Origin of the sequence: Spiroplasma endosymbiont of Lasioglossum villosulum, assembly GCF_964020195.1 — a bacterium.
GTDB classification, from domain to species: domain Bacteria; phylum Bacillota_I; class Bacilli_A; order Mycoplasmatales; family VBWQ01; genus Spiroplasma_E; species Spiroplasma_E ixodetis_A.
On the sequence record NZ_OZ026539.1, the window covers coordinates 769,194 to 795,306 of the forward strand.

Below are 26,113 nucleotides of genomic sequence, written 5' to 3' on the forward strand. Positions count from 1 at the left end.
TTTAATTTCTATTTCTTTAAGCTACATTTAAATTTTTAAGTGTAACTAAAAACAACAACTATTCTTATCTTTGAAATTATTTTTATCAAGTTTATTTTTAATTTTGTTTTATAAAACATTATGATGATTTTTTGCAAACTTTGATAATTATTATTAACTATTAATAAAAAACTATCTAAAAAATAGTTTTTGGTTTTTTCAAACTAAGATTATTTTTATGGTTTTTGATAAGAAAATTTTTAAAAATTAGAACGTTTTATAAAAGCATATTCAATTAAATTAATATTTGACTGTAAGTTATTATTAATTATAAAATTACATTAATATTTTAATATTGTTAATAAAAATTGACTTTAATTATAAATTTACTTTTGTTAATATTTTTAAATACTATTTTGATAATAATTTAAAACATTAATAATTAATATATTTAAATATTATATTTAACACTAATTCTTTTACCATTTAACTCCAGAGATAGTATAACGTTTTTATTTTTTATGTTCAACTATCAATATCAAATTATATTTTGATAAGTTTATTTTTTTATTAATTTAATATTATATTTTATATAAAAAAACAAAATTATTAATTATTTACAACATACTATCAAATAAATAATTAAGTATTTCTAATTATTTTTATAACTTAAAATATCCTATTTAAATAAATTTTAAATAGGATAATAGTAATTTTTATAATTCTTTTTTTAATAAAATACTTAAATATTTAAGCCATTTTCTTTAATGTTTTTTATTATTTTCTAATATTTTAAGTTTATAAATATAATTAATTATAAAGAAATATTATTTTTTTCAATAACGAAAGTAGATACTGTATCTTCTTTATTGATATCTAATACTACTGTTGCAGAAAAACTTCTTGTAACTGATTCATTATTTCTTTCAATAAATTGATCAAGCGCCTTTTGTACTTCTGATATTTTTAACAAACTTGCATATAATTGTTCAGCATTACCTTTCAATAATAAACAATTTAAAAAACCCTTTTGTATATTATCTGTGATTTTCATTTTGTTTAAATTAAAAATTGTATTAAGTAATATACTATTTTCGGTTTTTTCAATATTTGGAGCAAAATAATTAGATATACCTTTATATTTTACTTCTAAATTTTTATAAAAATGATTCATTATCTGAAAAAGATTTTTTTTACTAATAATTTCCTTAGGAAATAACTCTTTTAATAAGTCAAGTCGTTTTAATTCTGTAATATTTAAATCTTTTTTTTCATTATACTCTGACTTCATTTTTTTCCTACTTTCTTTAATTTTCATTAACTCTAAATAAAATAAACCATTGTCGTTTTTAAACGACAATGGTTTATTTTACACTAGTAATTAATTGATATCATTATAATATACTTATTAAATTAAATCTACTAAAATTTAATAATTTTTCTATATTAAGTATGGATTATACTTTGAGTATCTTTCTTAACACAATCATGAATTTTAACATCATAACTATTAAATAAATTTTCATAATCAACATTAAATGGCGCTAGTAATTGGTTTTTACTAGAAAAACGAGTAATTAATAAGTGCAAATAATGATGATCATTATTAGCATTTAAAGTTTGTTCATAATAAGCGAACCGTTCTTTATACTTAAATTGAATTGCTAATACTTTAAAATTATGTGATAAATAATTACGAACATCTTTAATATATTCTAACTGTTCTAATAAAATTTTACTATCATTAAATTCTTTGATACCAAAATAATGAGCAATCTTAGCGATACTTTTATCATTTAAAGTTTGTAATAATTTCATTGTTCATTCAAATGACATAACTTCTATTAAACTGCGTATTGTTCGTGATTTTAAAACACCACTTCTATTATATTTATTATAACCAGCACGAATCAAACGTAAAGCTGTTTTCATTTGAGCTAGGTGTTCTGGATTAAGAAAAGTAGCATTATCTAAATTTTGAACATTATCATTAAAAAGTTGATGTAATAAAGCATTTTTTAAAGAATTTTCAATCATTAAAATATGTTTTAAATACAATAAACGTAAATCAATGTTTAATAAAAATAAATCTTTAAGTTGATGTTGAGGATAATTACGCTTTAATAATTCTAAATATTTTTCTTCAACAATATTTTCTACAAATCATTCTTCATTTAATAACATGTAATTCACTCCTTAAATAAACTAACCTCTAATTTTATAAATACCAACGCGAATAGAAGAATTTTCAGATTCTTTTGTTTCACTTTTAATATCTACTTCTTTTTTTCTTCGTAACAACTCTTGTTCAATAAAGTCATCAACGTTCATATTGGTACTTTGATAAGTAGCAGTTCAATCAAATGTTTTATTAGTAAAGTTATTTTTAGGTTTATTACTATCTTTAAAAAATTCTTGTACTTCTTGATTCATAAATGCTTTTTGCTTACGTTTACGTGAAAATAAATTAGTAAAAAATTTCTTAAAATTAAAAATTGATCAAAACTGACGAAAATTAATAGTCATTGCTAAACCAAAAATTAAAATTGATGAATACAATAATGAATAACCGATAACTCGTAATACAAAACTATAATCTGTGAAATTATATGTTGGTGGATATTTATCAAAGAAATAAAGACATCCAAATAATGTTACTGCTAAAATTGGAATAATTAACACTAAAGTATTTTGAATAATAAAACGTAAATCACTATTATACGTCAAATGTTTTCAAACATAAACTCAGATTGAAATTAAACGATAAACTCAACCAATACAACTTGATAAAAGAATCATATATAAACTTAATGATAAATATTGATAACTTTGATGTTTTCAACCTAAATTTGATAGTATTCAACCCAAAATAACACCTAAAACAAGATTGATTATTGATTGAATATATGAACCTCAAATTGTTTCTTTGTGTTTTACAGTAGCATTTACAATAACTTTTCCTGGTTCGGTTGCCACTTGAATTGTATTTTTTAAAGATAAAAGTAAAATAAATCATGGTTGTGACAAAAATAAATTAATAAAAAGATTTTTTGAAGAATCAAAATTACCATCAGAATTATTAATATTTGTAATACTTAAAGCAGACACTAAATATTGAGTAATAATAAATTGATTAATAAATAAAAAACCAGCAATCATATAAGCATATAACTCAAATTTAGTATACACAGTTCATCTAATTCGTCCACTTTTGGCAATTCAATATCCAAAAACTTCGCGAAAAGAACTAATTAAAATTAAAGCAATTGAGCGCATCGTTGTAGCAATAATAATATAAATAGTGTAAATTGATGTTGTTGTCAGTGATAAAAATAAAGTAATTAAAATAATATCAATGTTAGAAATAATCATGTCAGGTAAACGATTCAGGGCTACTCATCACGATTGTTTTAGCATCCTTTTTTGTTGTGTTCATTTTTTATGTTGTAATCATGGATATTCAATTTTAATAACGATAAAAGTAACAAATGCTTTTAATACACCACAAACAAAATAAGCAAAAAAAGGAATATACATATCTATCGGTTTACCATCAGACTTTCTAATAACTAATAACGTCATTAGTAAAATATACATAATAATCTCTGAAAAAATAAAAATTAAACGATTTAAATAACCTTTTTGATCAGCTTGAATTAAATTTTGATAAGCACCACTAAAATAAAAAAAGATTAATTCACGTGATCCTAAAGAAATAATAATAAGTGCTACTTGTCAAAAAGGAATTTCCATATCTAAACCAATTTCTGGTAAATGAACACTAGCTAATCCTAAAATAAAACCAGCACTGACAAGAATAATTAAATATATTCTTCCTGAATGATGATAATTTTTTCTTGTCGTATTAATAATATCGTTGACGGTTTCATAATCATCATTTTGTAACGGACGATATAAAGAAAAAATGGTAATTAAACCAAGTCCTCCTTCTGTCAAACTAAGGTAAGTCAAAAAAGAAATAATAACACGAATTAAACCATTAATTTTTTCACCGTATGCTAAACCAGTAACATAAAGAAAAGTTAACTGTAAAATAGAGATAATAATTGTCATGATAACACCAACAATTGTATTAAAAATACCTTTTTTAGTTGTCATTACTTCACCCAATCTATATAAATAAAACTAATTTTGTTTTTTATTTAAATATGTTAACAACCCAAAATTAAAAGTTCAATATTATTAATCACTATTAAAAATAAAAAATAGCAAAAAAATAAAAATGTAATCTATATATTAGTATAGATTAATTTTATCATTTTTCTTTTTTAATCTGTTTAATTAAATCTGTTTTTAAATCTTTTATTATAAAATTTTGATCATTCAAATAAGTAAATGGTTCTTCTAAATCATTAAATGACAAATAATAAGCAAATAATGCAATTTTATTAGGGGTAACTATTGTTGACCCATACTTAGTGTCACCAACAATTGGCAAATTTAAAAATTGTAAAGTACTACGAATTTGATGTTTTCTACCAGTAACTAATTGACACTCAACTAAAGTAAAGTCTTTAGTATTAAATATTGGTGTAAAGATGGTGCTACAACTTTTACTTTGTTCACTTGGTTCAATTGAAAATTTCATTTTCATTGTTAACTCATCATGAGTAATATAACCAGAAATATTTAAATTTTTAGTTAATTGACCAGAACAAATAGCCAAATATTTTTTAATAATTTGACCATTTTTAGTAGCATTATGAAGTACGTTTTGTGTCATTTTATTTTTTGGATAAATAATTAAACCCTTAGTTAGTTTATCTAAACGATACTGATGACTAATATTAAATGTTTGCTCACGTTTCTTCTTCGGGTATTTTTGTTGTAAATAATATTTTACCATGTTATCTAAGCAAGAACCATATGGTTGGTGGACAACAATATTATGATCTTTATTAACAATTAAAAAATTATCATCTTCATAAAACAATTCAATTGGTGCTTCTTTAGTAATTTTTTCTGGTTTATAGTTAACAACTAAATTACTTTCATAAATGACTACTAAATCATTTTCTTGTAAGCGATATTTAAAATCAGTAGTAGTTTTATTATTAACTCTGATTTTTTTTGTTCTAAATAAACGATAAATTTTTGACAGTGGTAGTGTTTTAAATACTTTTTTTAAATAATTAATTAAAGTTTGATCAGCATCATTGGGAGTAATTGTTAAGGTAGTCATAATTTCTCCTTTTAATTTTTATTAATAAAACCAGAAATAGTTGCAATTAGATTAGAAAAAGCATGTAAACCAATAGTATATGTAGTATTACCCCGTGTCATTATAAATAATAAGGGTAATATAATACTAAATCCTAAATAACCAATAATATTATTTCAATCACCACTATCCATAACATGCATTGATGGGAAATAAATTAATGAAGCTGCATATGCTAATCAACGATAACGAACAATGGTAAAAGTACCATGACGATATGATATTTCTTCATTAATTGGAGCAATAAAAATAGTACTAAGAACTAAAACAAAAATGCCATACGGACTATTCATTAATAAGTTTAAAACATCTTGATTTTTTGAAGTATTATTACTTGTTAACATATTAAATTCACTAAATTTAGGAATTATGTTGAAAATAATATTTAAAATAGTACCAATAACAGCAAAAATGGTAACTCAAGTTATTAAATCTAATTTTGCTTCTTTTAAAGTAGTAATAATTCTCTCACGTAATGATCTACAAAATACTAATACTAAAATTGATCCTAACAATTGAAATAACTGTTGAATTAAAAATGTAGTAGCAAGCGAAGTTACATCATCATCTTTACCACTAATAACTTTTGTTGCAATAAAAAATAAAAGAACAAATACTACACTAATAAAACCAAATACACTATGACTATAAGCAGCCCACCCGCCTTTTTTAATCATAGCTTCTCAATCAATACCAAGTGAAACAACCAAGCCAAAAATTGGCAATAAACTAAAAATAAAAAGACTAAGAAATGAACTTTGACTAGTATCTTTTACAGCATAAGTTTTGATTAAACTATAAAGAATTGGAATTATAATAAAAGATATAAGATAAATTATTGTTAGAGTTCAACTGGCTGTTTTGAAATTAAAGTTATTGGTGTCATCACAACTAAGGGATTTTGAAGTAAATTTATCAATAAATGATTGTTTTTGTTCATTTTTTTCTAAATTATTACTATTAATGTTATCAGTTTGGTTTACATTAATTCTACGTATGATATCATTGTTGTGAGAAACATTAATTTGATTAGATTTTTTATTAAACATGTATAAGTACTGCACGAAAACTTTCACCCTTTGTTAGTAAAATTAGTATTTAATATTAATTTTTAGTATAACATATAGTGAGAAATCTTGTAATATAATAAACTTGTAATTTTATATTAATTTATTATAATGCAATGCAATATTTATATGTGAAGAGTTTAAAAAGAAAAGGAGGATAGAAAAGAATGCCTAAATACAAGATTAATATTATCGATTTACCATATAATTATGATGCTTTAGAACCTTACATTTCACAAGAAACAATTAAACATCATTATGAAGAACTTCATAAGAAATATTTAACTTCTTTAAAATTAGTGATGGATAAACATCCGAAAGTTTTTTCTGATTATAATCTTGAAACTAAAGGGGAACTAAATCGTTTATTAAGTAATTATTGTAAATTAGAAGATATATGTGAGGATAAAGAAACTTGTAATGTAAAAAAATTACAAAGTAGCATTCGACAATTTGGTGGGGGAGTAATTAATCATAATCTTTTCTTTTCACTATTGGGGAAAAATAAAGGTTTTAATGAAAAATCAGCTATTGGTAAAGCAATCATTAATCGCTTTGAATCTTATGAAAAATTTGAAGCTGCTTTAACAAAAACTGCCATGGATATTTTTGGAAGTGGTTGAGCATGATTAGTAATTGATAATAATGGTACATTAAGACTATACAAAACTTTTAATCAAGACAATCCATGATTCTTGAACATGTACCCATTGATCGCTATTGATGTATGAGAACATGCACATTATCTACAATATAAAAATGAACAAGAGAAATACTTACAAGCATTATTAAAAGTTATCAATTGAGAACAAGTAAATAATAATTATCAAGAGTATTTAAATGAAAAAAATAAAAAATAAGTAAAAAAGAACTCAGTTGAGTTCTTTTTTTTATAATATTATTAATATTAATCTAAGCTAAGTTATTTTTTAGAAGAATTTTTGGAAGAAATAGCAGCAATTCTAGTTTTTTTAATTTCTGCTTTTTTTTCTATTTTGATTTTTTCAACATGTTTTTTAAAACCACATCGATTACAATTCAATTGAATATTTTTTGCTTCTAAAAATTCGGCAATTAAAATAACCCTACCACAACGATGACAAGCAAAAGCATTTTCTGGCTTTTGTGCTAAACGAACAGATGCATATGTATCTTTCATAACTTACTCCTAACTCATATAAAATTAAAGTAATTATCTTTAGTTTTAATACTATACTTAAAACTTATCAAAGGTTAATATTAAAAAATGTATCTAGTTATATACAAAAAAACCTTTAAGTCAAATAAACTTAATAAGAGTTTAAAAAACCAAATACTTAATTAGCCATTATTTTTTAATACTAATTTTATTATAATCATTTTTTTAAAAAAATGTATATTATTATTTATTTATTTTATTTACATTACTAAATTATACTTTTATAAAACAATATTACAATTAAAGTAATAATTCATTTATAATTAATTATGTCTTATTAACAAACCAATTAGGGGAGAAAGTAATATGAGTAACAAAAATAATGATATTAAAATTGAAATAATACAATTAAGAAACCAAATTAAACAATGAAATTATGAATATCATGTTTTAGATGCACCTACCGTTAGTGATGAACTTTATGATAGCGCCTATCATAGATTAGTAAAATTAGAAGAACAATATCCCCAATTTAATAGTAATGATTCTCCAACTAAAACTGTTGGTAATAAACCAATTAATTCTTTAACAAAAATTTTTCACCAACAACCAATGCTAAGTTTGGGTAATGCCTTTAATTATGAAGATTTACTAAAATTTGATCAACAAATTAAAAAAACATTATCAGAAAATAACATTGAATATGTTTGTGAACTAAAAATTGATGGTCTATCAATTTCCATAACTTATGAAAAAGGAGAATTAAAAACTGCTGCTACCAGAGGTGATGGAATTGCTGGTGAAGACATTACCAATAATATTTTGACAATTAAAACAATACCAAAAATAATACCAATTAATTCTAAATTAGAAGTAAGAGGAGAAATATATTTAAGTAAAGAAGAATTTAATCGCATTAATGAAAAACAACAACAACAAAACTTACCACTCTTTGCTAATCCTCGCAATGCTGCAGCTGGTACTATTCGTCAACTTGATATTAATATTGTTAATTCAAGAAAATTAGATGGTTTTCTTTACTATTATATTAATGCTACTAATGATAATATTAAAACCCATGAACAAGCATTATTTACCTTACAAAAATATGGTTTCAAAATTAATGAACAATGACAGTTATGTAAAAATATTGAAGAAGTATGAATTTATATTCAAAAATATGAAAAGTTAAGAAATACATTACCATATGAAATTGATGGTATTGTCATTAAAATTAATGATCTAACCAGTTATGATATGTTAGGAAGAACTAATAAGGCACCAAAATGAGCAATAGCTTATAAATTTCCTGCTGTTACTAGTGTTACTAAACTTTTAGATATATTTCCAACTGTTGGTAGAACAGGAAAAATAACCTATAATGCTAGATTACAACCAGTGATAATTGCTGGTACTACCGTTACTTTTGCCACACTTCATAATGGTGATTATATTATTAATCGTGATTTACGTATTAATGATTTAGTAAGTGTTAAAAAAGCTGGTGATATTATTCCAGAAGTAATTGCACCAATTATTAGTAATCGTCAAATAAACAATATTATTTTTAAAAAAGCTATCCATTGTCCGGTTTGTAAAACAAAATTAGAACAAGTTCCGCCAGAAGTTGATCAATTTTGCATTAATAGTGACTGTCCATCACGAATTCTTAAATCATTAATGCACTTCTGTTCAAGAAATGCTATGGATATTATTGGTTTAAATGAAAAAATATTATTACGTTTTTTAGATTTAAAATGAATTAAAACTATTAGTGATATTTACAATTTAGTTAATTTACGAAAAGAAATACTATCATTACCACGTTTTGGTGAAAAATCTTTCACTAATCTTGCTAATTCAATTATTCTATCAAAACAAAATTCCTTAGAAAGACTTTTATTCGGTTTGGGAATTCGCCATGTTGGTCAAAAAACAGCAATTATTCTTGCAAAAAAATATTTAACTTTAAATAACTTAATGGAAGCAACCTTTGATGATCTAGCTAATACTAATGAAATTGGTCCAACAATCGCTACTAGTGTTATTGATTATTTCCTTAATCCTACTAATCAACAACTAATTAATAACTTGCAAAACTTTAAACTTAACTTTAATTATTTACAAAAAAACCAATCACAAGTATTGAATGGTAAAACTTTTGTCTTAACAGGAACTTTAACTAAAAGTCGTAACGAATTCATTGAATTATTAAATAACTATGGTGCTAAAATTACCAATACTATTAGTAATAATACTTCTTATTTAATTGTTGGAGAAAATCCAGGAAATAAATTAGCACAAGCACGCAAACTTAATGTTAAAATTATTAATGAAGAGCAATTACAAAATTTATTGAAAGAGGTAGCTAAAAATGGATAAAATTGAAAAGAAAATGACAACAAAAATGCTACATGAATTTGCTAACGAACTTATGTTCAATTTAAGCGAAGAACAATGTGAAAATCTTTTACTAGAATTTAAAGCTATTGAAAAACAAATGGAAATTGTAACAAATATCAATACAAATGATATTGAACCTTTAAATTACCCATTTCCTATTATTAATAATTTATTACGTTCCGATAATGTTGGAACTCATTTAACGTCTAAAAGTGTTTTAAATATTGCTCCAGAAGTTGAAAATAATTACATTAGTATTAATCAGGTGATTAATCATGAAAATTAATTACCACCAACTTTCAATTCGTCAACTTCATGAATTATTAAAAACAAAAATACTTACTCCAGATCAATTAACTAAATTAGTATACAAACGATTAGAACAATTCAAAAAATTAAATGCTGTTGTTACTTCACTAGAACAAAATGCCATTAAACAAACAAAATTAATTACTGAACAAGAAATTAATGATAATTTATTAGCAGCAATTCCATTTGTAATGAAAGATAATATTGCTACTATTAATTTCTTAACAACAGGTTCATCAAAAATTCTTGCTAATTTTATTCCTAATTATGACAGTACTGTTAATATGTTATTAACAAATAATAAAGCCATTAATATAGCTAAAACTGCTCTTGATGAACTAGGAATGGGTGGAGATGGTTTATATGCAGCTACTGGTCATGTCTTAAACCCTTGGAATTTAAAACATATCACTGGTGGTAGTTCTAGTGGCAGTGCAGCTTTAGTCGCTGCTGGAATTGTACCATTTGCTTTAGGAACAGATACTGGTGATTCAATACGTAAACCTGCCGCTTATTGTGGTATTGTTGGTTTTAAACCAACGTATGGTTTAATTTCACGAAATGGTGTTTTTCCTTATGCTCCAAGTTTAGACACAGTTGGTATATTTACTAATCATGTCGAAGATATTGCCATTGTCTTGGATAGTATTGTTTTATTTGATGAACAAGACTTTACTAGTGTTCAAAGTAAAGAAAAAAACTATACTAAAAACTTAAATCAAAATATAGAAGGTAAAAATATTGCTATTTTAAATTATAATGATTATCAGTGAAATGATATAGTTAAATCTAGTTTTGATGAAGCAATAAAGCATTTAACTGATGGTGGTGCAAAAGTTCAACAAATTGAATTTAATAAAGAATTATTACAATCTTTATTACCAGTCTATATGATTATTTCTTTTGCTGAAGCAACCAGTTGCCATGCAAATCTAACTGGTATTAATTTTGGTGTTCGTAAAAATGGTAAAAATTATCAAGAAGTTATGACAAATTCACGAACATTTGGTTTCGGTGATATGGTAAAACGCAGATACATTATTGGTGCATATGCTTTATCTGAAAATCATCAAGAAGAATTATTTAACAAAGCTAAAAAAGTAAGAAGATTAATTGTTGAACATTTAAATACTATCTTTAAAAAATATGATGCTTTCATTATTATGCCAAATATTAATCCAGTTCCAAAAATTAAAGATGTATTAGAACAAAAAAAAGTTATTAAAAGTGAACATGATTATTTAGAAGACTTACTACTACTTTCTAACTTAAATGGTGGACCAAGCATTAATATTCCGTTAACTACTGTTAATGGTTTACCGATTGGTTTTAATATTAATGGTGCACCTTTCAATGATCAAGTTATATTGAATATTGCTTCATTTTTAAGTAAAAAAATTAATTTTAATAATAAACTACTAGGTGATGATCATGAATAATAAATATGATGTTGTAATGGGTATTGAAATCCACTGTGAATTAAAAACTAAAACTAAATGTTTTTCCAACGCCGCCAATACTTTTGGTCAAAAACCAAATACTCAAATTAATGCCATTGATTGTGGCTATCCAGGAACATTACCAACAGTTAATCAAGCTGTTATTATAATGGCAATTCAAACATGTACTGCTTTAAAAATGAATATTGATCCACTATTACGTTTTGATCGAAAAAGTTATTTTTATCCCGATTTACCTAAAGGTTATCAAATCACACAATTTTTTCATCCAATTGGTACAAACGGTGAATTACCAATAGTTGTAAATAATGAAGAATTTATTGTTAGCTTTGAACGCTTACATATTGAAGAAGACACAGCAAAACAAATTCATAATAATAAAAAAACATTACTAGACTATAATCGAGCAGGAATTCCCTTATTAGAAATTGTTACTAAACCAATTTTTAACACAAGCGAACAAGTAGTAGCATATATTAATACTCTACGTCAATTATTAATTCATTTACAAGTTAGTTATGCTAAAATGAATGAAGGTTCATTACGATGCGATATTAATATATCGTTAAAACCACATGGTAGTGATACTTTAGGTACCAAAGTTGAAATTAAAAATTTAAATTCTACACATAATATTACTTTAGCAATAAATGATGAAATTAATCGTCAAACTAATATTTTAAATAAAAAACAAAAAATTAATCTTGAAACTAGAAGATTTGATGAAAAAACTAATAAAACCGTTAGCATGCGTAGCAAAGAAAATAAAATTGATTATAAATACTTTCCTGAACCAAATATTTTTCCAATTCAACTAGACGAAAAATGAATCAAAATGATTGCTAAAAATCTTCCTGAATTGCCTAAACAAATAATGGAAAGATTAAAAAAACAATACAATTTACCAATAAAAGATATTAATTTATTAATTGACAAAGTAGAAATATTAACTATTTTTGAACAAACAGTTGCCATTAATAATTTAATATTACCTACGTTTAATTATTTAGTAGGTCCTGTGCAAGCTTATTGTAATATTAATAACACTACTATTAAAAACAGCGAACTTACTGCTAATAATCTATCACAATTAGTTAGTCTAGTTTATGAGCAAAAAATTAATGATAAACAAAGTAAACAGTTATTAAATGCAATTATGATTAATAATGAAAAAAGCCCTACCGATCTTATTAGAACATTAGGTATTACTTTAGTAAGTGATAGTAATGATTTAGAAAAAATATTAATCACAATTTTAAAAGCAAATGAAAACATGATTACTATTTATAAAGTCAATCCAGAAAAAGCATTAAAATTTTTTATGGGTCAATTAATGAAACTAACTAAAGGACAAGCAAATCCACAAGTTTCTAAAGAAATATTAAAAAAATTGATTGAAAACTATAATTAGTTTCAATCAATTTTTAATTATGAATTTTTATATTATACTTTGAATATTTTTATTATAAATTATATACTAATATTTTATTTAAAATCTACATCTTCAATTAAATTTTCTTTAATTACTAAATCATCATTTGTCTTATTAATAATTAATGAATATTTTATTAAAATATTTGTTTTTATTCTTTTAAATAACTTTCTTAATTTTAATTAAAATTATTTGTTGGTCTTAAAAATTGTAATGACATTGTTAAATTATTAACTAATGTTTTATTTGTCAATTCTGGTTTATTTAATTGGATGGTTATTGTTTGATCATTAATATTTCTTTGATTCAAATTTGATTCATTATTTTTTTGTTGTAATTGTTGTATCTTTTCATGTAATTCATTACTTTTTTGTTGTAATGTTTGCATTTGAACATGTAATTCATATTGTTTAATTTCTAAATTAGTAATTTGTTTTTCTAAAGATGCTATTTTAAAATTTGCTTTTTTTGGTATTTCTAAAAGAATTTTAAAATTAGTAAGTTTATTATTTTGATAATCAGCTTTTAATTCTTTTTCTAATTTATCTTTAATATCTTTAATATTTTCTTTTAATTTTGTCTTTTGATTCTCTATCAAGATATTTTTTTGTTTTAACTTCTGCTGTTGTTTTTGTAAAAATTTTATGTCCCTATCAAAAATCTCTTTTCATAAAAGTTTTATTTTACTATTTAAAGTTAGTAAATCGCTTTTTGCTTCTATCAATTTACTATTAAAATAAACTCTAAACCTTAATACTTTTAATAAAATTTTCTTTAAATGTTTTTTAGAAAAATTATCTTTTTCAATTTGTTTATTAATAAATAAATTTAATACTTTTATTTTTTTAAGATATTTTTCATTTATTATTAAATGAAAAATATCTTTATTTTTTTTAAAATTAATAAAATCTTCAAGTATTTTTGGTAAAAAAACCTCTTTTAAAGTAGTTAATTGAAAATTATATGAATAATTATTTATTTCATCATTTAATTCTAAGATTAAGGAATTTGTTCAATCTTCAATAATTTTAAGTGAATCAAATTTCCCTTTTAGAATTGGTATCTTTTTATCCAAACATTTTATTTTATATTGTGTTCATTTATTACTAAAAAAATAAATATAATTGTCCATTGTTCTTCATCCTTTACATAAAATTATTATTTTAAATACTAAATAAATAAATTTCCCTTAATTTAGTAAATCATTAAATATTTATAGATATCATCTCTAGTTATTTCAAAATTAGATTCTATTAATATTCTTTACTTATACTTTTGATATTTTTTCCTTTTAAATACTATTACTAATTACTTTACCATTGACATGTCAGAAAATAAGATATTTTCTGACATGTCTAAAATTATATCAATAATCTCGGGCGTTTTAGGTATCTCTGGTCTTTCAAACATATTAGTTTCAATGTTATTAATACCATTAGATAAATCTTTAACGTTAAATATATCTGCCTTGTGTACTATTTCTTGTTCTTCATTACTTTTAGTTACTGGCATTGGTACGATGTTAGAAAGCATTATCGTATCATCAACTTTTTGCTTTACTATCACTGTCGCATATTTTGTTTTAATATATTTTGAATTTTTGCAAATTTGAGTATCATATCACTCTATAGGACTTTGAGTATGTTCTCTCATTTTTTCTTTATTTTTTTGACATCATCTGTAATAATATTCTCGTTTTCTCGCTTTCACTTCTGACTTTTGATTATATTCTCGTATTTTTTCTTTATTTTTTTGACATCATCTGTGATTATATTCTCGTATTTTTTCTTTATTTTTTTGGGACCATCTTTGATAAGATTCTCGTTTTCTCGCTTTCACTTCAGGCCTTTGAGCATATTTTAATTTTTTAGTTCCAACCTCAGGTTTTTGATTATGTTTCCGTATTCTTTCTTTGCTTAAATTTTTTTGATTAATTTGAATTATTTTAAAAATTTTTTCTATTTTTTTAATTAGTACTTTCTTATTTTTTTCCATTGTATACATAATATTTTCCTTTCAAAAAATAAAAAAACCTATTTACTTTAAAAAATAAAGCAATCGGTTAAAAACTTATATTTAGATTAAAACATATAATTTTTATTACAATGATAATACATTAATATTTCTAAAAATAAAAAACAATTTTTTTATAATTAATTTTGTTTTTTTATTAGTGTTTTTTTTCTTTCTTAACTTCCTTTTTCTTTAATTTTTTATTTTTTTTCTTTTTCTTATTTCTTCTGAATCAATTTCAAAATGAACGCTTTTTCTTTACCGTTTTAATAATAGTAGGCTCAAATATTTTATTAGTATCACCAATTGAAAAATCATTACAAACAGAATTAATATTTTCATTAGAACTAATAAATAATAGTTCATCATTTAACATTAATATTTCATTTCTACTAGGAATAATAACTTTACCATGACGTTTAATCGCAACTAAGTTAATTTTATAATTGCTAGGAATTTTTAAAGTTTCTAGTTTTTTATTTGTAAACTTAGTATTTTTAACAATTACATTAGCTATTGAGTACTTTTCATCAACTGTAGTTAAATCTATTCCTAATTTTCAAATAGCACGATATGCAGCTTTCTTACCGGCTTCTGTTTCAGATAAAATAATATTAGTAATACCAATTGCTTCTAAAATTAGTTGGTGAGTACTATCAACAGCTTTAGCAATAAGATTAAGTGATGATAATGTATTGTGTTTACGATGAATTGTTAAAACATGAACAGCAGTAACAATTGAAGCTGCTAAATCAGAACCAATAGCAATAATAATATTTTGCACTTTATGAATTCCAGCATCATTTAATGCATCACGATTAGTCGAATCTAAAATTAAAGTTTCAGAAGCTATTGATGAAACTAATTGACAACGGTCTTCTCTTTTATCAATAGCTAATGTAACTTTACCTAATTCTTCTAAAGTTTTAACAACTGAAATTCCGAATTTACCTAAACCAATGACACAAAAATCATTTTCTGATGAAGACATCTATATCCTTCTTCCTTAAATAATATTTACTTAAATATATTATATTATACTAAATTATAAACTAATTCTTAAAATATTGGTATTTTACATTTAAAACTAATATTTAATAGAAATGACTATAGTATAGTATAATAATAAAAGAAAATGTTATTTTAGGAGTTTTTTGATGCTATCTAAGGTTAATTATCGTAGTGTAAAAAATATTTTTAAAATTATTTTTGTTGGTAAAACCCGTCCCCGACAAATGTTTAATTTATATTTTTTCACTTTATTAGTTGGAACAATACTTTTAATGACACCAATTGCCACAACAAAAGGACAATGAAACTTTTTGCCTGCCCTTTTTACTGCTAGTAGTGCGTTTTCTGACACTGGTTTAACAGTAAAAAGTACTGCTAATGATTTTACTTTCTTTGGTCAATTTATTATTTTAATTTTAATTAAATTTGGTGGTATTGGTTTAATTACAGTTAAACTAGCAATATTATCCTTATTTGTATTTAATCGACATACTAGTTTAAGAGAAAGATTACTAATGCAAGGTGAACGTGGTTCTAATAAATTAGGAACGACTATTGATGTATTAAAAATTGGTATTATTGTTATGACAATTACTGAATTTTTGGGAGCAATTGTTTTATTTTTATATTTTTATTTTGTGCCTATCTCAGGAATAGAATATGGTCTAAACAATAATACAGGTTACTATAATCACATACTATTAGCATTATGATCGGGAATTTTCCACTCAATTTCTGCTGTTAATAATGCTGGATTTGATATAGTTGGTATAACTTCATTAGAACCTTTTCAGAGTGATTATTTTGTGCAGTGAATTTTTATTATTGAATTTGTAATTGGCGGTATTGGTTTTCCTGTTTATTATGATTTATATCATTGAATTAAAAGTAAAACTCATGGTAAAAAATTTAGATTTAGTTTATTCACTAAACTAACATTAATAACATATTTTTTAGTTGCGATATTGGGTGTTAATAGTGTTATGTTTATTGAATATTTTTCACGTAATGTCATAACTCCGTCAAGGCAAGAGCCCATTTTTAAAAATTTATCGACATCTGATGCAATTATGGCTGTTTTTTTTAATACAATGTCAACAAGAAATGGTGGATACTATACAGTTGACTTAAATAAATTTCACCTTGCCTCACAAATGATCCAATCATTAATGATGTGAATTGGTTCTTCACCAGCAAGTACTGCCGGAGGAATTAGAACGACAACTTTAGCAATTATTCTTTTAACAATTTTTAATATTGCACGTGGCCGTAATGATGTTTTTGTATTCAAGCGTAAAATTCCTAATCAAACTGTTCGTATGTCATTTATAGTCAGTACACTTGGTTTTATTTTAGTTTTTGTATCAGTAATGATTATCACAATTGAAAATGTTTTTTTAACAGATAATTCTGATATGACCTTTGCACAAGTAATTTTTGATGTTTCAAGTGCTTTTGGAACAACAGGACTTTCATTATTTGATAATTCCAAATTAGGTATTTTTAGTCAACTTAGTTTAATTTTTGTCATGTTTGTGGGACAATTAGGAGTATCAACTACTGTTCTTGCTTGAAGTGATCGTAAATCAAAACCAACAATAAGTAGAGTTGAAGAAAACGTATTAATTGGATAAATTAAGAAATGGTGAACACATATGATAAAAATTTTAGATGGTAAAATAATTGCCCAGCAAATTAAAGCAAAAATTAAATCACAAGTAATAACTATTACTAATCGCAAACCTAAACTAGCAGTAATAATTATTGGTGAAGATTTAGCATCACAAATGTACGTACGAACTAAAATTAAAGCATGTCAAGAATGTGGTATTGATGGACAAGTATTTTCACTAACAACAACAGTAACACAAAAAGAAATAATTAATAAAATTGAACAATTAAATAGTGACAATAATATTGATGGAATTTTAGTACAATTACCACTACCAAAACATTTAGATACATTAGCAATTATTAATAGCATTACTATTAATAAAGATGTTGATGGTTTAACAAATATTAATGCCGGAAGATTATTACAAGGTGATAAAAAAGCAATGTTGCCTTGTACAGTAAAAGGTATTTTAAAATTACTAAATCACTATCAAATTCCCATTTCTAAACAAAATATTACTATCATTAACGATAGTAATATTGTTGGTAAACCATTGGCTTTATCATTAACTAATATGGGAGCAACTGTTAGCATTGTTCATAAATTAACCAAAGACTTAACTATTTATACTAAAGAAGCTGATATCATTTGTAGTGCTACTGGTATCTATAATATTATTAATAGTAGTCAAGTTAAACGTGATGTTGTTATTATTGATGTAGCAATTAATTATCAAGGTAAAGAAAAAAAAGTTGTTGGTGATATTAATTTTGAAATAATGAAAAATACCGCTTCAGCAATTACTCCTGTGCCTGGTGGTGTTGGACCAATGACTATTGCCATGTTATTAGAAAATTTAATGATTTGCTATCAATTAAATAATAAATATAATTAAATTGGAAAATTAAATGTTAAAGAAAAATTGGATTAAAAAAAGATTAAATAATATTGAAAAAAATAATTTAGAATTATTAAAATTTAAGTTTTTAAAAGAAACTATTTCAACAAATAGTGTTTATTTTGATAGTCCTTTACATTTTTTAAAACCTGAAAATTATTCAGATTATCAAATACATAATGAAAATAATACTATTATTTTTAAAATAGAAGTTAATACACAAAAATTATATGATGATTGAATAAAAGGAATGAATAATTTTGCTTGAGATTATATTTTAAGTAAAAAATATATAAATATTAACACTGAATATAATTTAAAAACTAATGATTTTATTAATAAACTTAATCAAAACTTATTTCTTTTAAAAAATAATTTAATATCAAAAAATAAAATTTATGTTGTAAGAGTTTGAACTTCAAAAATAGAAAAAATAATTTCAATATTTCTTCCTTTGAAAAAGATTAAGAAGAATTTAGCGATGTTGGATATTGATGAACAGATAAAGACACTTTAAATAAAGAAGTTTCTTTAAATAAAAAATTACGTTTTACTTTTAGAAATTCATCAGACTCTTTAATAAAAGAACTATTATTTAAAGGAAACCATGAAATTACAATAAAATATGTTGAAACTGAAACTGAAATTACTACTAAAGGTTATGAATATAAAAATTCTAATTGATGAAAAAGAAATTGATCATCATTTATTTCAATTTTAGCACTTTTATTTACAATCATATTTAACTTTTTAAATTAATATAAATCATTAAAGCACTAAATCAAAAATAAATCATATTGTATGTAAAAATTATAAAATTTGTTATAAAAATAATTAGAAACTAAATTATAAGTTTTAACTCATTGCTTTTATTTTAAAAGTAAATGAGTTTTTTTACATTTAAAAAGGAGTACAAAAATATGAAATATTTTAATCCAAATTATTGATTTAAATTATGATTATTAATCACGCCACTTTTTAATAATCAACTTCAAAATATTAATGCTAAAATAATTTATAATAAAGAAAATATTAAAGATTGAAAACCTAAAAATATATCTATTACAGATTGTACACAATCTAATGATCAAGATATTACTTGTATTCATGAAGCAGGACATACAACAATGATTTTAGATTCTAAATTTAAAAATAAATTTCAAAAGTTAGAATATATTAGTTCAGATTCCCAATACCTTGGAAGAACAATATCTGATGAACTTATACCTTTAAATCAAATTAAAAATATAAGTGATAATGACTTATATACCTTATTACGAATTGATTTAGCTGGATTTGCTGCTGAATCTATGTTTTTTGATAGTAACCCTTTAAAATATATTATCGGACAAGCAAGAATTATGGATTCAAGTGACTTACAACACTATCATAATATTTATCAAGAAGAGTTTGAATCAAGAAAATTAAAACCCTACAATGAAAATTCTTTAATTTTTATAGGTAAACAATTAAATGAAACAAGAAAAATAATAAATAATAAGCTAGAATTTGAAAAAAATTCTCAAAACATGTTGTCTAATAAACTACGTTAATAAAAACCATACTGATTATATTTTAAAACATAAAGAAATACCTATTCCGCTATTTAAAGAAAAAGAAATTAAAAAACTTACAAAAATACAAATACAAGCACTTACAAGTGAGCAAATACAAACACTAACACTATTACAAACCCAATCATTTTTACCATTACAAATTACTTGATTTACTGAAAAACAAATAGCAGCATTTTTTTGGCCATATCAAATACAAGGATTTACTGAAGAACAAATAAAAAATTTTTGGCCACAACAATGCTAGTATTTACAAAAAACCAAATACAAGCACTCACAAACGAACAAATACAAGCACTAACAAGTGAGCAAATTAAAGAATTATCAGCAGAACAAATACAAGCACTCACAAACCAACAAATAACAGCTTTTACAAAAATACAAATACCCACATTTACTACAAAACAAATCAAAAACCTTTGATGATATCAAATTCAATCTTTTACTGAAAAACAAATACAGGCATTTACAAAAAACCAAATACAAGCACTCACAAACGAACAAATACCAGCACTTACAAGTGAGCAAATACAAACACTAACACTATTACAAACCCAATCATTTTTACCATTACAAATTACTTGATTTACTGAAAAACAAATAGCAGCATTTTTTTGGCCATATCAAATACAAGGATTTACTGAAGAACAAATAAAAAATTTTTGGCCACAACAATGCTAGTATTTACAAAAAACCAAATACAAGCACTCACAAACGAACAAATACAAGCACTAACAAGTGAGCAAATTAAAGAATTATCAGCAGAACAAATACAAGCACTCACAAACCAACAAATAACAGCTTTTACAAAAATACAAATACCCACATTTACTACAAAACAAATCAAAAACCTTTGATGATATCAAATTCAATCTTTTACTGAAAAACAAATACAGGCATTTACAAAAAACCAAATACAAGCACTCACAAACGAACAAATACCAGCACTAACAAGTGAGCAAATTCAAATACTCACAAAAGAACAAATTACTTGATTTACATCTGAACAAATTAAAAATTCACCACACCTTTTATTAAGAAAAGAAGAAATTAAAACTTTTAATCCAAAAGAAATAAATAACTATTATTTAAATAATAAAACTTTAAACAATAAAATTAAAGATAATGAAAAAATATTATAGAAATTATTATGGTTTTAATAACATAATTTTATTTTTCTTGTATTTAACTAAACTCAAATTTCCAATTCATATTTTTTTTATAATGTTTTAGGCAAATCAATTCTAAAAAAATTATCTAATTTTTCTCATGCAATATTACGTTGACTTTCTTCAGTATCTATTCACTGATCAAAGGCTTCGGCAAATAAATCAAAATGTGATTCTCGGCCATATTCACTTCTCACAATACCATATGCTAAAATCTTTTGATAAATTGGATCGTTAATTTTTGTACTATTTGCTAATGATGAAATCATATAATTAGTTTCATCAGTTATTTCTCCTTTTTCTAGATTATTTTTTAATAAATAAGATGAATTAAAATAATTATTTCATCATTTACTATGATCATTATCTGCAAGTGAATTTATTCTTTGTTTTCCTTGAAAATTTAAACGAATAAAAGAACCTAAAGCATGACCATATTCATGAACAATTGTTCTAATAATACTTTTTGAAGCTTTATAACCACTAACATATTGCCAATATTGAATTCTTTTACTAAGAGAATTTGGATTTATTGCCATAACTTGAACTAATGAATAATTTTGAAATTGTGAATCATAAACATAACCAGATTTAACAAAGCCAAATAAACCATTTTTATTAATTTCAGCTACTCGATATAAAAGTTTAAGAACATTTTTTTTGCCATAAATTTGTGCAAATATATTATAAAATCGAACTAATTTATCTTTTATCTCTGCTTTTTCAGTAGCATTTATTGTAGATGAATTAATTAATGTATCCCAATTAACATTTGTATAAATTTTGCCAAGATTAGTAATATTAATTTGATTTTGTAAATCAGAAAAGTCTGTAAAATTACTCTTATTATTTGCTAACAAGTTAAATTCATTAATCGACTCTTTTTTTGCCTCATATTGAATTTTTTCTTCTAAATTAGTAACAAAGTTTAATTTTTTACTAGTTTTACTAAATCAATTTTGCGAATTTTTTAAATATCATTGTTTTAAACTAGCCACATCTTCGCCTTCAAAAAAATTTATGCGATCACTTACTACTTTATTAATTCTCTTATTGATATCAGGAACAATATAATTACCAGAAATATCTTGTTCATTTTCATCAGCAAAATCATAATCATTATTAGTACAGCCTCACCTACAAGCAATAACATTTATTGTTGTTGCACTAACCAAAATATAATTTAAAAAAAATCTAATTATTTTTCTCATAACTTTATCTCCTGAATCTATATTTAAATATTTAGGGATTTATATTAATTTAATTATGTTATCATGAAATATTTAACTTATAATAAGGGATTTCTGTATAACTTTCTGATACTTTTGTTGAAAAAGCAAATATTTTTGATCCTGGTTTAGGAGTTATTTTTGTAGTTTTTAATTTTTTATTAAAACCCTCAATAAGAAATTCATTATATAAAATATCTTTATACTTATCAGCAAATTTTTTACCAAGTGTTTTTACTACAACATCATAAAATAATTTATTTTTATTATTTTCTGTATATAATCCTTCTAACTTAATATCAATTTTTTCATCATTTTTTGGTTGTTTACCTTGGTAGTTAATAAAAACTCGATTATTTTCTGTTGGTAATGGTAAAAAGTTTGCTTTAAATGATGAATAATTCATAATATTTTCAATTGCAAAACTAAATTCAATCTTTCCTTCATTATTAAAATTGGGAAAACTTAACTCATATATTTTTAATGCTGAACTAGTTAAAGCAGATGTAATCTCATTTTCATAAAATTTTATTAATTTATTACGATTTCCTAAATATTCCATAACTATTGCAAATCTCCCAAATTGACTTGTTGGATGTAAGAATGTGCTTTTTTCATACATATCAGTATTAAAATAAATTTTTCCAAGATTTTGTTCATAAAAAATATCCGAAAATTCTGCTGGCTTATTTAAAATATCTATTTTCCCTTGAAAGTGACTATTACTTTTTGCTATTAAAGAAATATTTTTATTATCTTGATTAATTAGTACATCTAAATCATTATTAGAAAACTTAGTACCATTCATAATATTAATTGCTTCTAAAATTAAATCTTTATCAACTATTCCGTTTTTTTCAAAACTTTTACTATAAGGTAATGCTTTTTTAGTTATTATTTGACTAATATCATTACTTAGTCAAAACAAATTAACCTCTTTAACTAAAAAAGGTAAATCTGTTGTATCTGGCATATAACGAATAATAGCCTTTGTCATTCCATCTAACATATCAACATCAATATTATCAGTATTCATTTTTTCTTTTCTTAATTCACTTTTCAAACTAAATGAATTAGGAATTATAGTATAAGTTTCTTTAATACTATTATTTATTTTGCTTAGATTCGTACTTAATACATTTCCAAAAGTTCCTACAGTTGTTCCAAATGTTAAAAAACTTAATGTTACTAATAATAACTTCATAAATTAAAACCCCTTTATATTGATAATGTAATTCTACATGATTTCTATGTTTACTTCTTTCTAATTATTTTTACCATTAATAGTATTCATTATTACAAATAATACTTAAGTTATTATTACATTTAATTTAAAAAAATGATTAATAAAGCATATACATTGCCGTAATCAAGAAAAAAATAAAAAAAACTTTATTAGTTATTGCAAATTATACTTTTCTTCAATATAATAATTAAGGTTTAGTAAATGCCCGGTTAGCTCAGCGGCAGAGCATTCGACTGTTAATCGAAGTGTCATAGGTTCAAATCCTATACTGGGCGCCATTATTCTAAACTCTTGTTTTCTACGGCTCGTTGGTGAATTGGTAAACACATAGGATTTTCATTCCTACATTACGGGTTCGATCCCCGTACGAGTCACCATTAATTAATATTTAGACTGCAAGTATTATAATTACTTGTTTTTTATTCCCCTAGATGTCTCGTTAGCTCAATTGGCAGAGCATCAGACTCTTAATCTGAGGGTTGTAGGTTCGAGGCCTATATGGGACACCAAAATGCGGAATTGGCGAAACTGGCAGACGCACCAGATTTAGGCTCTGGCGCCGAAAGGCATGAGGGTTCAAGTCCCTTGTTCCGCACCATACATTATTTTGTTAACCTTTATGTTTTTCATTAAAGGTTTTTTTCTTTTTTAACATTTTTATATAATAAAAAATTAAAATAAAATATTATATTTTAAACGTAATATTTTATTTTAATTTAAGAAATTTTATTCTATGGAAATATATAGTATTTTATTATTTTATCTTTATAATATTAATAAAATAATAGAAAAAAAGAAAGCAGGAAATGATTGATGGTAAAAATAATTTTTACTGATGTAGATGGTACTTTATTTGATAGTGGCAGTGCCTTAAGTGAAATTAATCTTAATGCTTGTTTAAAAGCTCAAAAAAATAATATTAAAGTTGTAATTAATACAGGTAGATATGGTGAAAATGCTATTCGTGTTGGTAAAATGATTAATGCTGAAAAATATGATGGTTATATTATTGGTAATGATGGTGCTGAAATTTGATCATATACTAAACAAAAATGAATTTATTTACAACAATTAAATTCAGAAATAACAATTAAACTTTATGAATGATTAACCAAATATAATAAACAAATGATTTTACATTTTAATAGTATTGATACTTTGTATGTTAACCATGCGGCTAATAGTTGAAGTACATGAGTTGAAAATCTGCAAATTAAAATTATTAAGTTAACTAATAGTACTGATATTAAAATGCCAATCTCAAAAGTAATGGTTATTTTAGAAAAATATTGAAAGGCTAATAAAATTACAAAATTCATTAATAGTTTTGAAACTAACTTTCCAGATTTAACAATTGTTCAATATCATACAAATGTTTTTTCAATTGGTAATAAAAACATTAATAAAGGTTCGGCACTACAATGATTATGTAATCATTTAAATATTGACACTAAAGATGCATTAACGATTGGTGATGGATTTAATGATTTACCAATGTTTGAAGTATCTGGTCATCCAATAGTAATGGAAAATGCTAATATTGCTTTAAAACCATATGGTAAAACTATTGCTCCAAATAATGATGAGCATGGAGTTGGATACATTATTAATAATTATGTTTTTAAAAATATACTCTTATAGTTTATTAACACACTAATAATTAAAATATATTATAATAATAATATAAGAAAAGTGAAAGGAGAAGGAAAATATGGCAGCAAAAAAACCTACTGTTTTTAATATTTTTATGAAAACTATATTGCCAAAGGTTAAAGCAGAACACCCAGAATTAAAACACACTGAGGCTTTTGGAAAAGCAGCAGCATTATGAGCTAATGCTGAAGAAAATCCCAAAAACAAATAGATAGACAGATAATTGCTTAAAAGAGTCAGATTTAAAATCTGACTCTTTTAAATATAAAAAAATATTGAAATTTTAAAAAAACACTAAAATTGCTATACAAATCAACAATGATAAAGTATAATCAAAATACTTACCTAGTAGGGTTATAGAGAAAGGTAAGTTTTAATTTTTAAAAATATAAAAAAAGTTACCTTAATTGGTAACTTTTTTTATATTTTTGATAAACTTCATTTATTTTGACTTGTAGATGGTTTATCAATATCTTCTAAATTAATTGTTTCTCAATCATTATTTTCTCTTTCTTTTACTAATAGAGAAAGTTTGTTCTTATAATCATCAATTATCAGTTGATTAATTCTAATCAACTTTTCATCAGGCTTTGGTTCAACATTATTTTTTTTCTTCTATAATACCTATCATTTTTTGTAAAATAGATATCTTTTGATCAAGCTCTGCTTTTTTTT

At 23.7% G+C, this 26,113-nt stretch carries 26 protein-coding genes and 4 tRNA genes; 18 read left to right on the plus strand and 12 right to left on the minus strand.

The window, feature by feature from the left end; all coding sequences use genetic code 4:
- Positions 1–793: 793 nt before the first annotated feature.
- The 5 genes from AACK81_RS04385 to AACK81_RS04405 form a co-directional block, all read right to left on the minus strand.
- The gene (locus tag AACK81_RS04385; protein WP_338960076.1) at positions 794–1,270 is read right to left on the minus strand and encodes a hypothetical protein; all 477 of its coding nucleotides are present in this window, start codon (positions 1,268–1,270) and stop codon (positions 794–796) included.
- Between the two features lie 155 nt (positions 1,271–1,425).
- Positions 1,426–2,163, minus strand: coding sequence for an Abi family protein (locus AACK81_RS04390; protein ID WP_338960078.1), 738 nt, complete (start codon positions 2,161–2,163; stop codon positions 1,426–1,428).
- A gap of 21 nt (positions 2,164–2,184) precedes the next feature.
- Positions 2,185–4,098, minus strand: a complete 1,914-nt coding sequence (locus AACK81_RS04395; RefSeq protein WP_338960080.1) for a hypothetical protein — start codon at positions 4,096–4,098, stop codon at positions 2,185–2,187.
- 154 nt (positions 4,099–4,252) lie between these two features.
- Positions 4,253–5,182 (minus strand): RluA family pseudouridine synthase, encoded by a 930-nt coding sequence (locus AACK81_RS04400; RefSeq protein WP_338960083.1) that lies wholly within the window; start codon positions 5,180–5,182, stop codon positions 4,253–4,255.
- An 11-nt stretch (positions 5,183–5,193) separates the two neighbouring features.
- Entirely contained in the window at positions 5,194–6,270 is a 1,077-nt protein-coding gene (locus AACK81_RS04405) for a type II CAAX endopeptidase family protein (protein ID WP_338960085.1), read from the minus strand.
- A 185-nt stretch (positions 6,271–6,455) separates the two neighbouring features.
- On the opposite strand from AACK81_RS04405, the gene AACK81_RS04410 reads away from it, so the two are divergent.
- Positions 6,456–7,148, plus strand: coding sequence for a superoxide dismutase (locus AACK81_RS04410; RefSeq protein WP_338960088.1), 693 nt, complete (start codon positions 6,456–6,458; stop codon positions 7,146–7,148).
- Positions 7,149–7,210: 62 nt separating this feature from the next.
- On the opposite strand, the gene AACK81_RS04415 is transcribed toward AACK81_RS04410, so the two are convergent.
- A complete protein-coding gene (locus AACK81_RS04415) occupies positions 7,211–7,447 on the minus strand; it encodes a hypothetical protein (RefSeq protein ID WP_286640752.1) in 237 nt (78 codons plus the stop codon).
- 345 nt (positions 7,448–7,792) lie between these two features.
- On the opposite strand from AACK81_RS04415, the gene ligA reads away from it, so the two are divergent.
- From ligA to gatB, 4 genes are read left to right on the plus strand one after another with little or no spacing between them, the layout of a single operon-like run.
- Positions 7,793–9,808, plus strand: coding sequence for an NAD-dependent DNA ligase LigA (ligA, locus tag AACK81_RS04420; RefSeq protein WP_338960092.1), 2,016 nt, complete (start codon positions 7,793–7,795; stop codon positions 9,806–9,808).
- Positions 9,801–10,115, plus strand: a complete 315-nt coding sequence (gatC, locus tag AACK81_RS04425) for an Asp-tRNA(Asn)/Glu-tRNA(Gln) amidotransferase subunit GatC (protein WP_338960095.1) — start codon at positions 9,801–9,803, stop codon at positions 10,113–10,115. The genes ligA and gatC overlap by 8 nt, the downstream gene beginning before the upstream one ends.
- Positions 10,105–11,577, plus strand: coding sequence for an amidase family protein (locus AACK81_RS04430; RefSeq protein WP_338960097.1), 1,473 nt, complete (start codon positions 10,105–10,107; stop codon positions 11,575–11,577). Before gatC ends, AACK81_RS04430 begins: the two co-directional genes overlap by 11 nt.
- On the plus strand, positions 11,570–13,009 hold the full coding sequence (gene gatB, locus AACK81_RS04435) for an Asp-tRNA(Asn)/Glu-tRNA(Gln) amidotransferase subunit GatB (RefSeq protein WP_338960099.1): 1,440 nt from the start codon (positions 11,570–11,572) through the stop codon (positions 13,007–13,009). Before AACK81_RS04430 ends, gatB begins: the two co-directional genes overlap by 8 nt.
- 199 nt (positions 13,010–13,208) lie before the next feature.
- Here the strand turns inward: gatB and AACK81_RS04440 are convergent, their stop codons facing one another.
- The 3 genes from AACK81_RS04440 to AACK81_RS04450 all read right to left on the minus strand — a co-directional run bounded on the left by AACK81_RS04440 (position 13,209) and on the right by AACK81_RS04450 (position 16,034).
- Positions 13,209–14,162 carry a hypothetical protein gene (locus AACK81_RS04440; RefSeq protein WP_338960102.1) on the minus strand — a complete coding sequence of 318 codons (954 nt, stop codon included), beginning with the start codon at positions 14,160–14,162 and terminating at the stop codon, positions 13,209–13,211.
- A 176-nt stretch (positions 14,163–14,338) separates the two neighbouring features.
- Entirely contained in the window at positions 14,339–15,034 is a 696-nt protein-coding gene (locus tag AACK81_RS04445) for a hypothetical protein (RefSeq protein ID WP_338960105.1), read from the minus strand.
- A 166-nt stretch (positions 15,035–15,200) separates the two neighbouring features.
- Positions 15,201–16,034, minus strand: coding sequence for a TrkA family potassium uptake protein (locus tag AACK81_RS04450; protein WP_338960108.1), 834 nt, complete (start codon positions 16,032–16,034; stop codon positions 15,201–15,203).
- Positions 16,035–16,200: 166 nt separating this feature from the next.
- Between AACK81_RS04450 and AACK81_RS04455 the strand changes: the two genes are divergently transcribed.
- From AACK81_RS04455 to AACK81_RS04485, 7 genes are all read left to right on the plus strand, one after another.
- Positions 16,201–17,688, plus strand: a complete 1,488-nt coding sequence (locus AACK81_RS04455; protein ID WP_338960110.1) for a TrkH family potassium uptake protein — start codon at positions 16,201–16,203, stop codon at positions 17,686–17,688.
- A gap of 21 nt (positions 17,689–17,709) precedes the next feature.
- On the plus strand, positions 17,710–18,564 hold the full coding sequence (locus tag AACK81_RS04460) for a bifunctional 5,10-methylenetetrahydrofolate dehydrogenase/5,10-methenyltetrahydrofolate cyclohydrolase (RefSeq protein WP_338960112.1): 855 nt from the start codon (positions 17,710–17,712) through the stop codon (positions 18,562–18,564).
- A gap of 13 nt (positions 18,565–18,577) precedes the next feature.
- Entirely contained in the window at positions 18,578–19,084 is a 507-nt protein-coding gene (locus tag AACK81_RS04465; RefSeq protein ID WP_338960114.1) for a hypothetical protein, read from the plus strand.
- Positions 19,085–19,487: 403 nt separating this feature from the next.
- Complete coding sequence (locus tag AACK81_RS04470; protein ID WP_338960117.1) at positions 19,488–20,120, plus strand: hypothetical protein; 633 nt, start codon at positions 19,488–19,490, stop codon at positions 20,118–20,120.
- Positions 20,077–20,388 (plus strand): hypothetical protein, encoded by a 312-nt coding sequence (locus tag AACK81_RS04475; RefSeq protein ID WP_338960118.1) that lies wholly within the window; start codon positions 20,077–20,079, stop codon positions 20,386–20,388. Before AACK81_RS04470 ends, AACK81_RS04475 begins: the two co-directional genes overlap by 44 nt.
- Entirely contained in the window at positions 20,382–20,822 is a 441-nt protein-coding gene (locus AACK81_RS04480; protein ID WP_338960120.1) for a hypothetical protein, read from the plus strand. The genes AACK81_RS04475 and AACK81_RS04480 overlap by 7 nt, the downstream gene beginning before the upstream one ends.
- The gene (locus tag AACK81_RS04485; protein WP_338960122.1) at positions 20,816–21,283 is read left to right on the plus strand and encodes a hypothetical protein; all 468 of its coding nucleotides are present in this window, start codon (positions 20,816–20,818) and stop codon (positions 21,281–21,283) included. The genes AACK81_RS04480 and AACK81_RS04485 overlap by 7 nt, the downstream gene beginning before the upstream one ends.
- 77 nt (positions 21,284–21,360) lie before the next feature.
- Here AACK81_RS04485 and AACK81_RS04490 read toward each other — a convergent pair whose 3' ends face one another.
- On the minus strand, positions 21,361–22,521 hold the full coding sequence (locus AACK81_RS04490; RefSeq protein ID WP_338960124.1) for a hypothetical protein: 1,161 nt from the start codon (positions 22,519–22,521) through the stop codon (positions 21,361–21,363).
- 58 nt (positions 22,522–22,579) lie between these two features.
- Positions 22,580–23,743: a hypothetical protein gene (locus AACK81_RS04495; RefSeq protein ID WP_338960126.1), complete on the minus strand. Its 1,164-nt coding sequence runs from the start codon at positions 23,741–23,743 to the stop codon at positions 22,580–22,582.
- Positions 23,744–23,988: 245 nt separating this feature from the next.
- On the opposite strand from AACK81_RS04495, the gene AACK81_RS04500 reads away from it, so the two are divergent.
- The 6 genes from AACK81_RS04500 to AACK81_RS04525 all read left to right on the plus strand — a co-directional run bounded on the left by AACK81_RS04500 (position 23,989) and on the right by AACK81_RS04525 (position 25,649).
- Positions 23,989–24,063, plus strand: a tRNA-Asn gene (locus AACK81_RS04500).
- Between the two features lie 24 nt (positions 24,064–24,087).
- Positions 24,088–24,162, plus strand: a tRNA-Glu gene (locus AACK81_RS04505).
- Between the two features lie 56 nt (positions 24,163–24,218).
- Positions 24,219–24,294, plus strand: a tRNA-Lys gene (locus tag AACK81_RS04510).
- A 4-nt stretch (positions 24,295–24,298) separates the two neighbouring features.
- Positions 24,299–24,383 (plus strand) — tRNA-Leu (locus AACK81_RS04515).
- A gap of 215 nt (positions 24,384–24,598) precedes the next feature.
- Positions 24,599–25,426 carry a Cof-type HAD-IIB family hydrolase gene (locus tag AACK81_RS04520; RefSeq protein WP_338960128.1) on the plus strand — a complete coding sequence of 276 codons (828 nt, stop codon included), beginning with the start codon at positions 24,599–24,601 and terminating at the stop codon, positions 25,424–25,426.
- A gap of 70 nt (positions 25,427–25,496) precedes the next feature.
- The gene (locus tag AACK81_RS04525) at positions 25,497–25,649 is read left to right on the plus strand and encodes a hypothetical protein (RefSeq protein ID WP_338960130.1); all 153 of its coding nucleotides are present in this window, start codon (positions 25,497–25,499) and stop codon (positions 25,647–25,649) included.
- A 209-nt stretch (positions 25,650–25,858) separates the two neighbouring features.
- Here AACK81_RS04525 and AACK81_RS04530 read toward each other — a convergent pair whose 3' ends face one another.
- On the minus strand, positions 25,859–26,014 hold the full coding sequence (locus tag AACK81_RS04530) for a hypothetical protein (protein ID WP_174480153.1): 156 nt from the start codon (positions 26,012–26,014) through the stop codon (positions 25,859–25,861).
- Positions 26,015–26,113 lie beyond the last annotated feature (99 nt).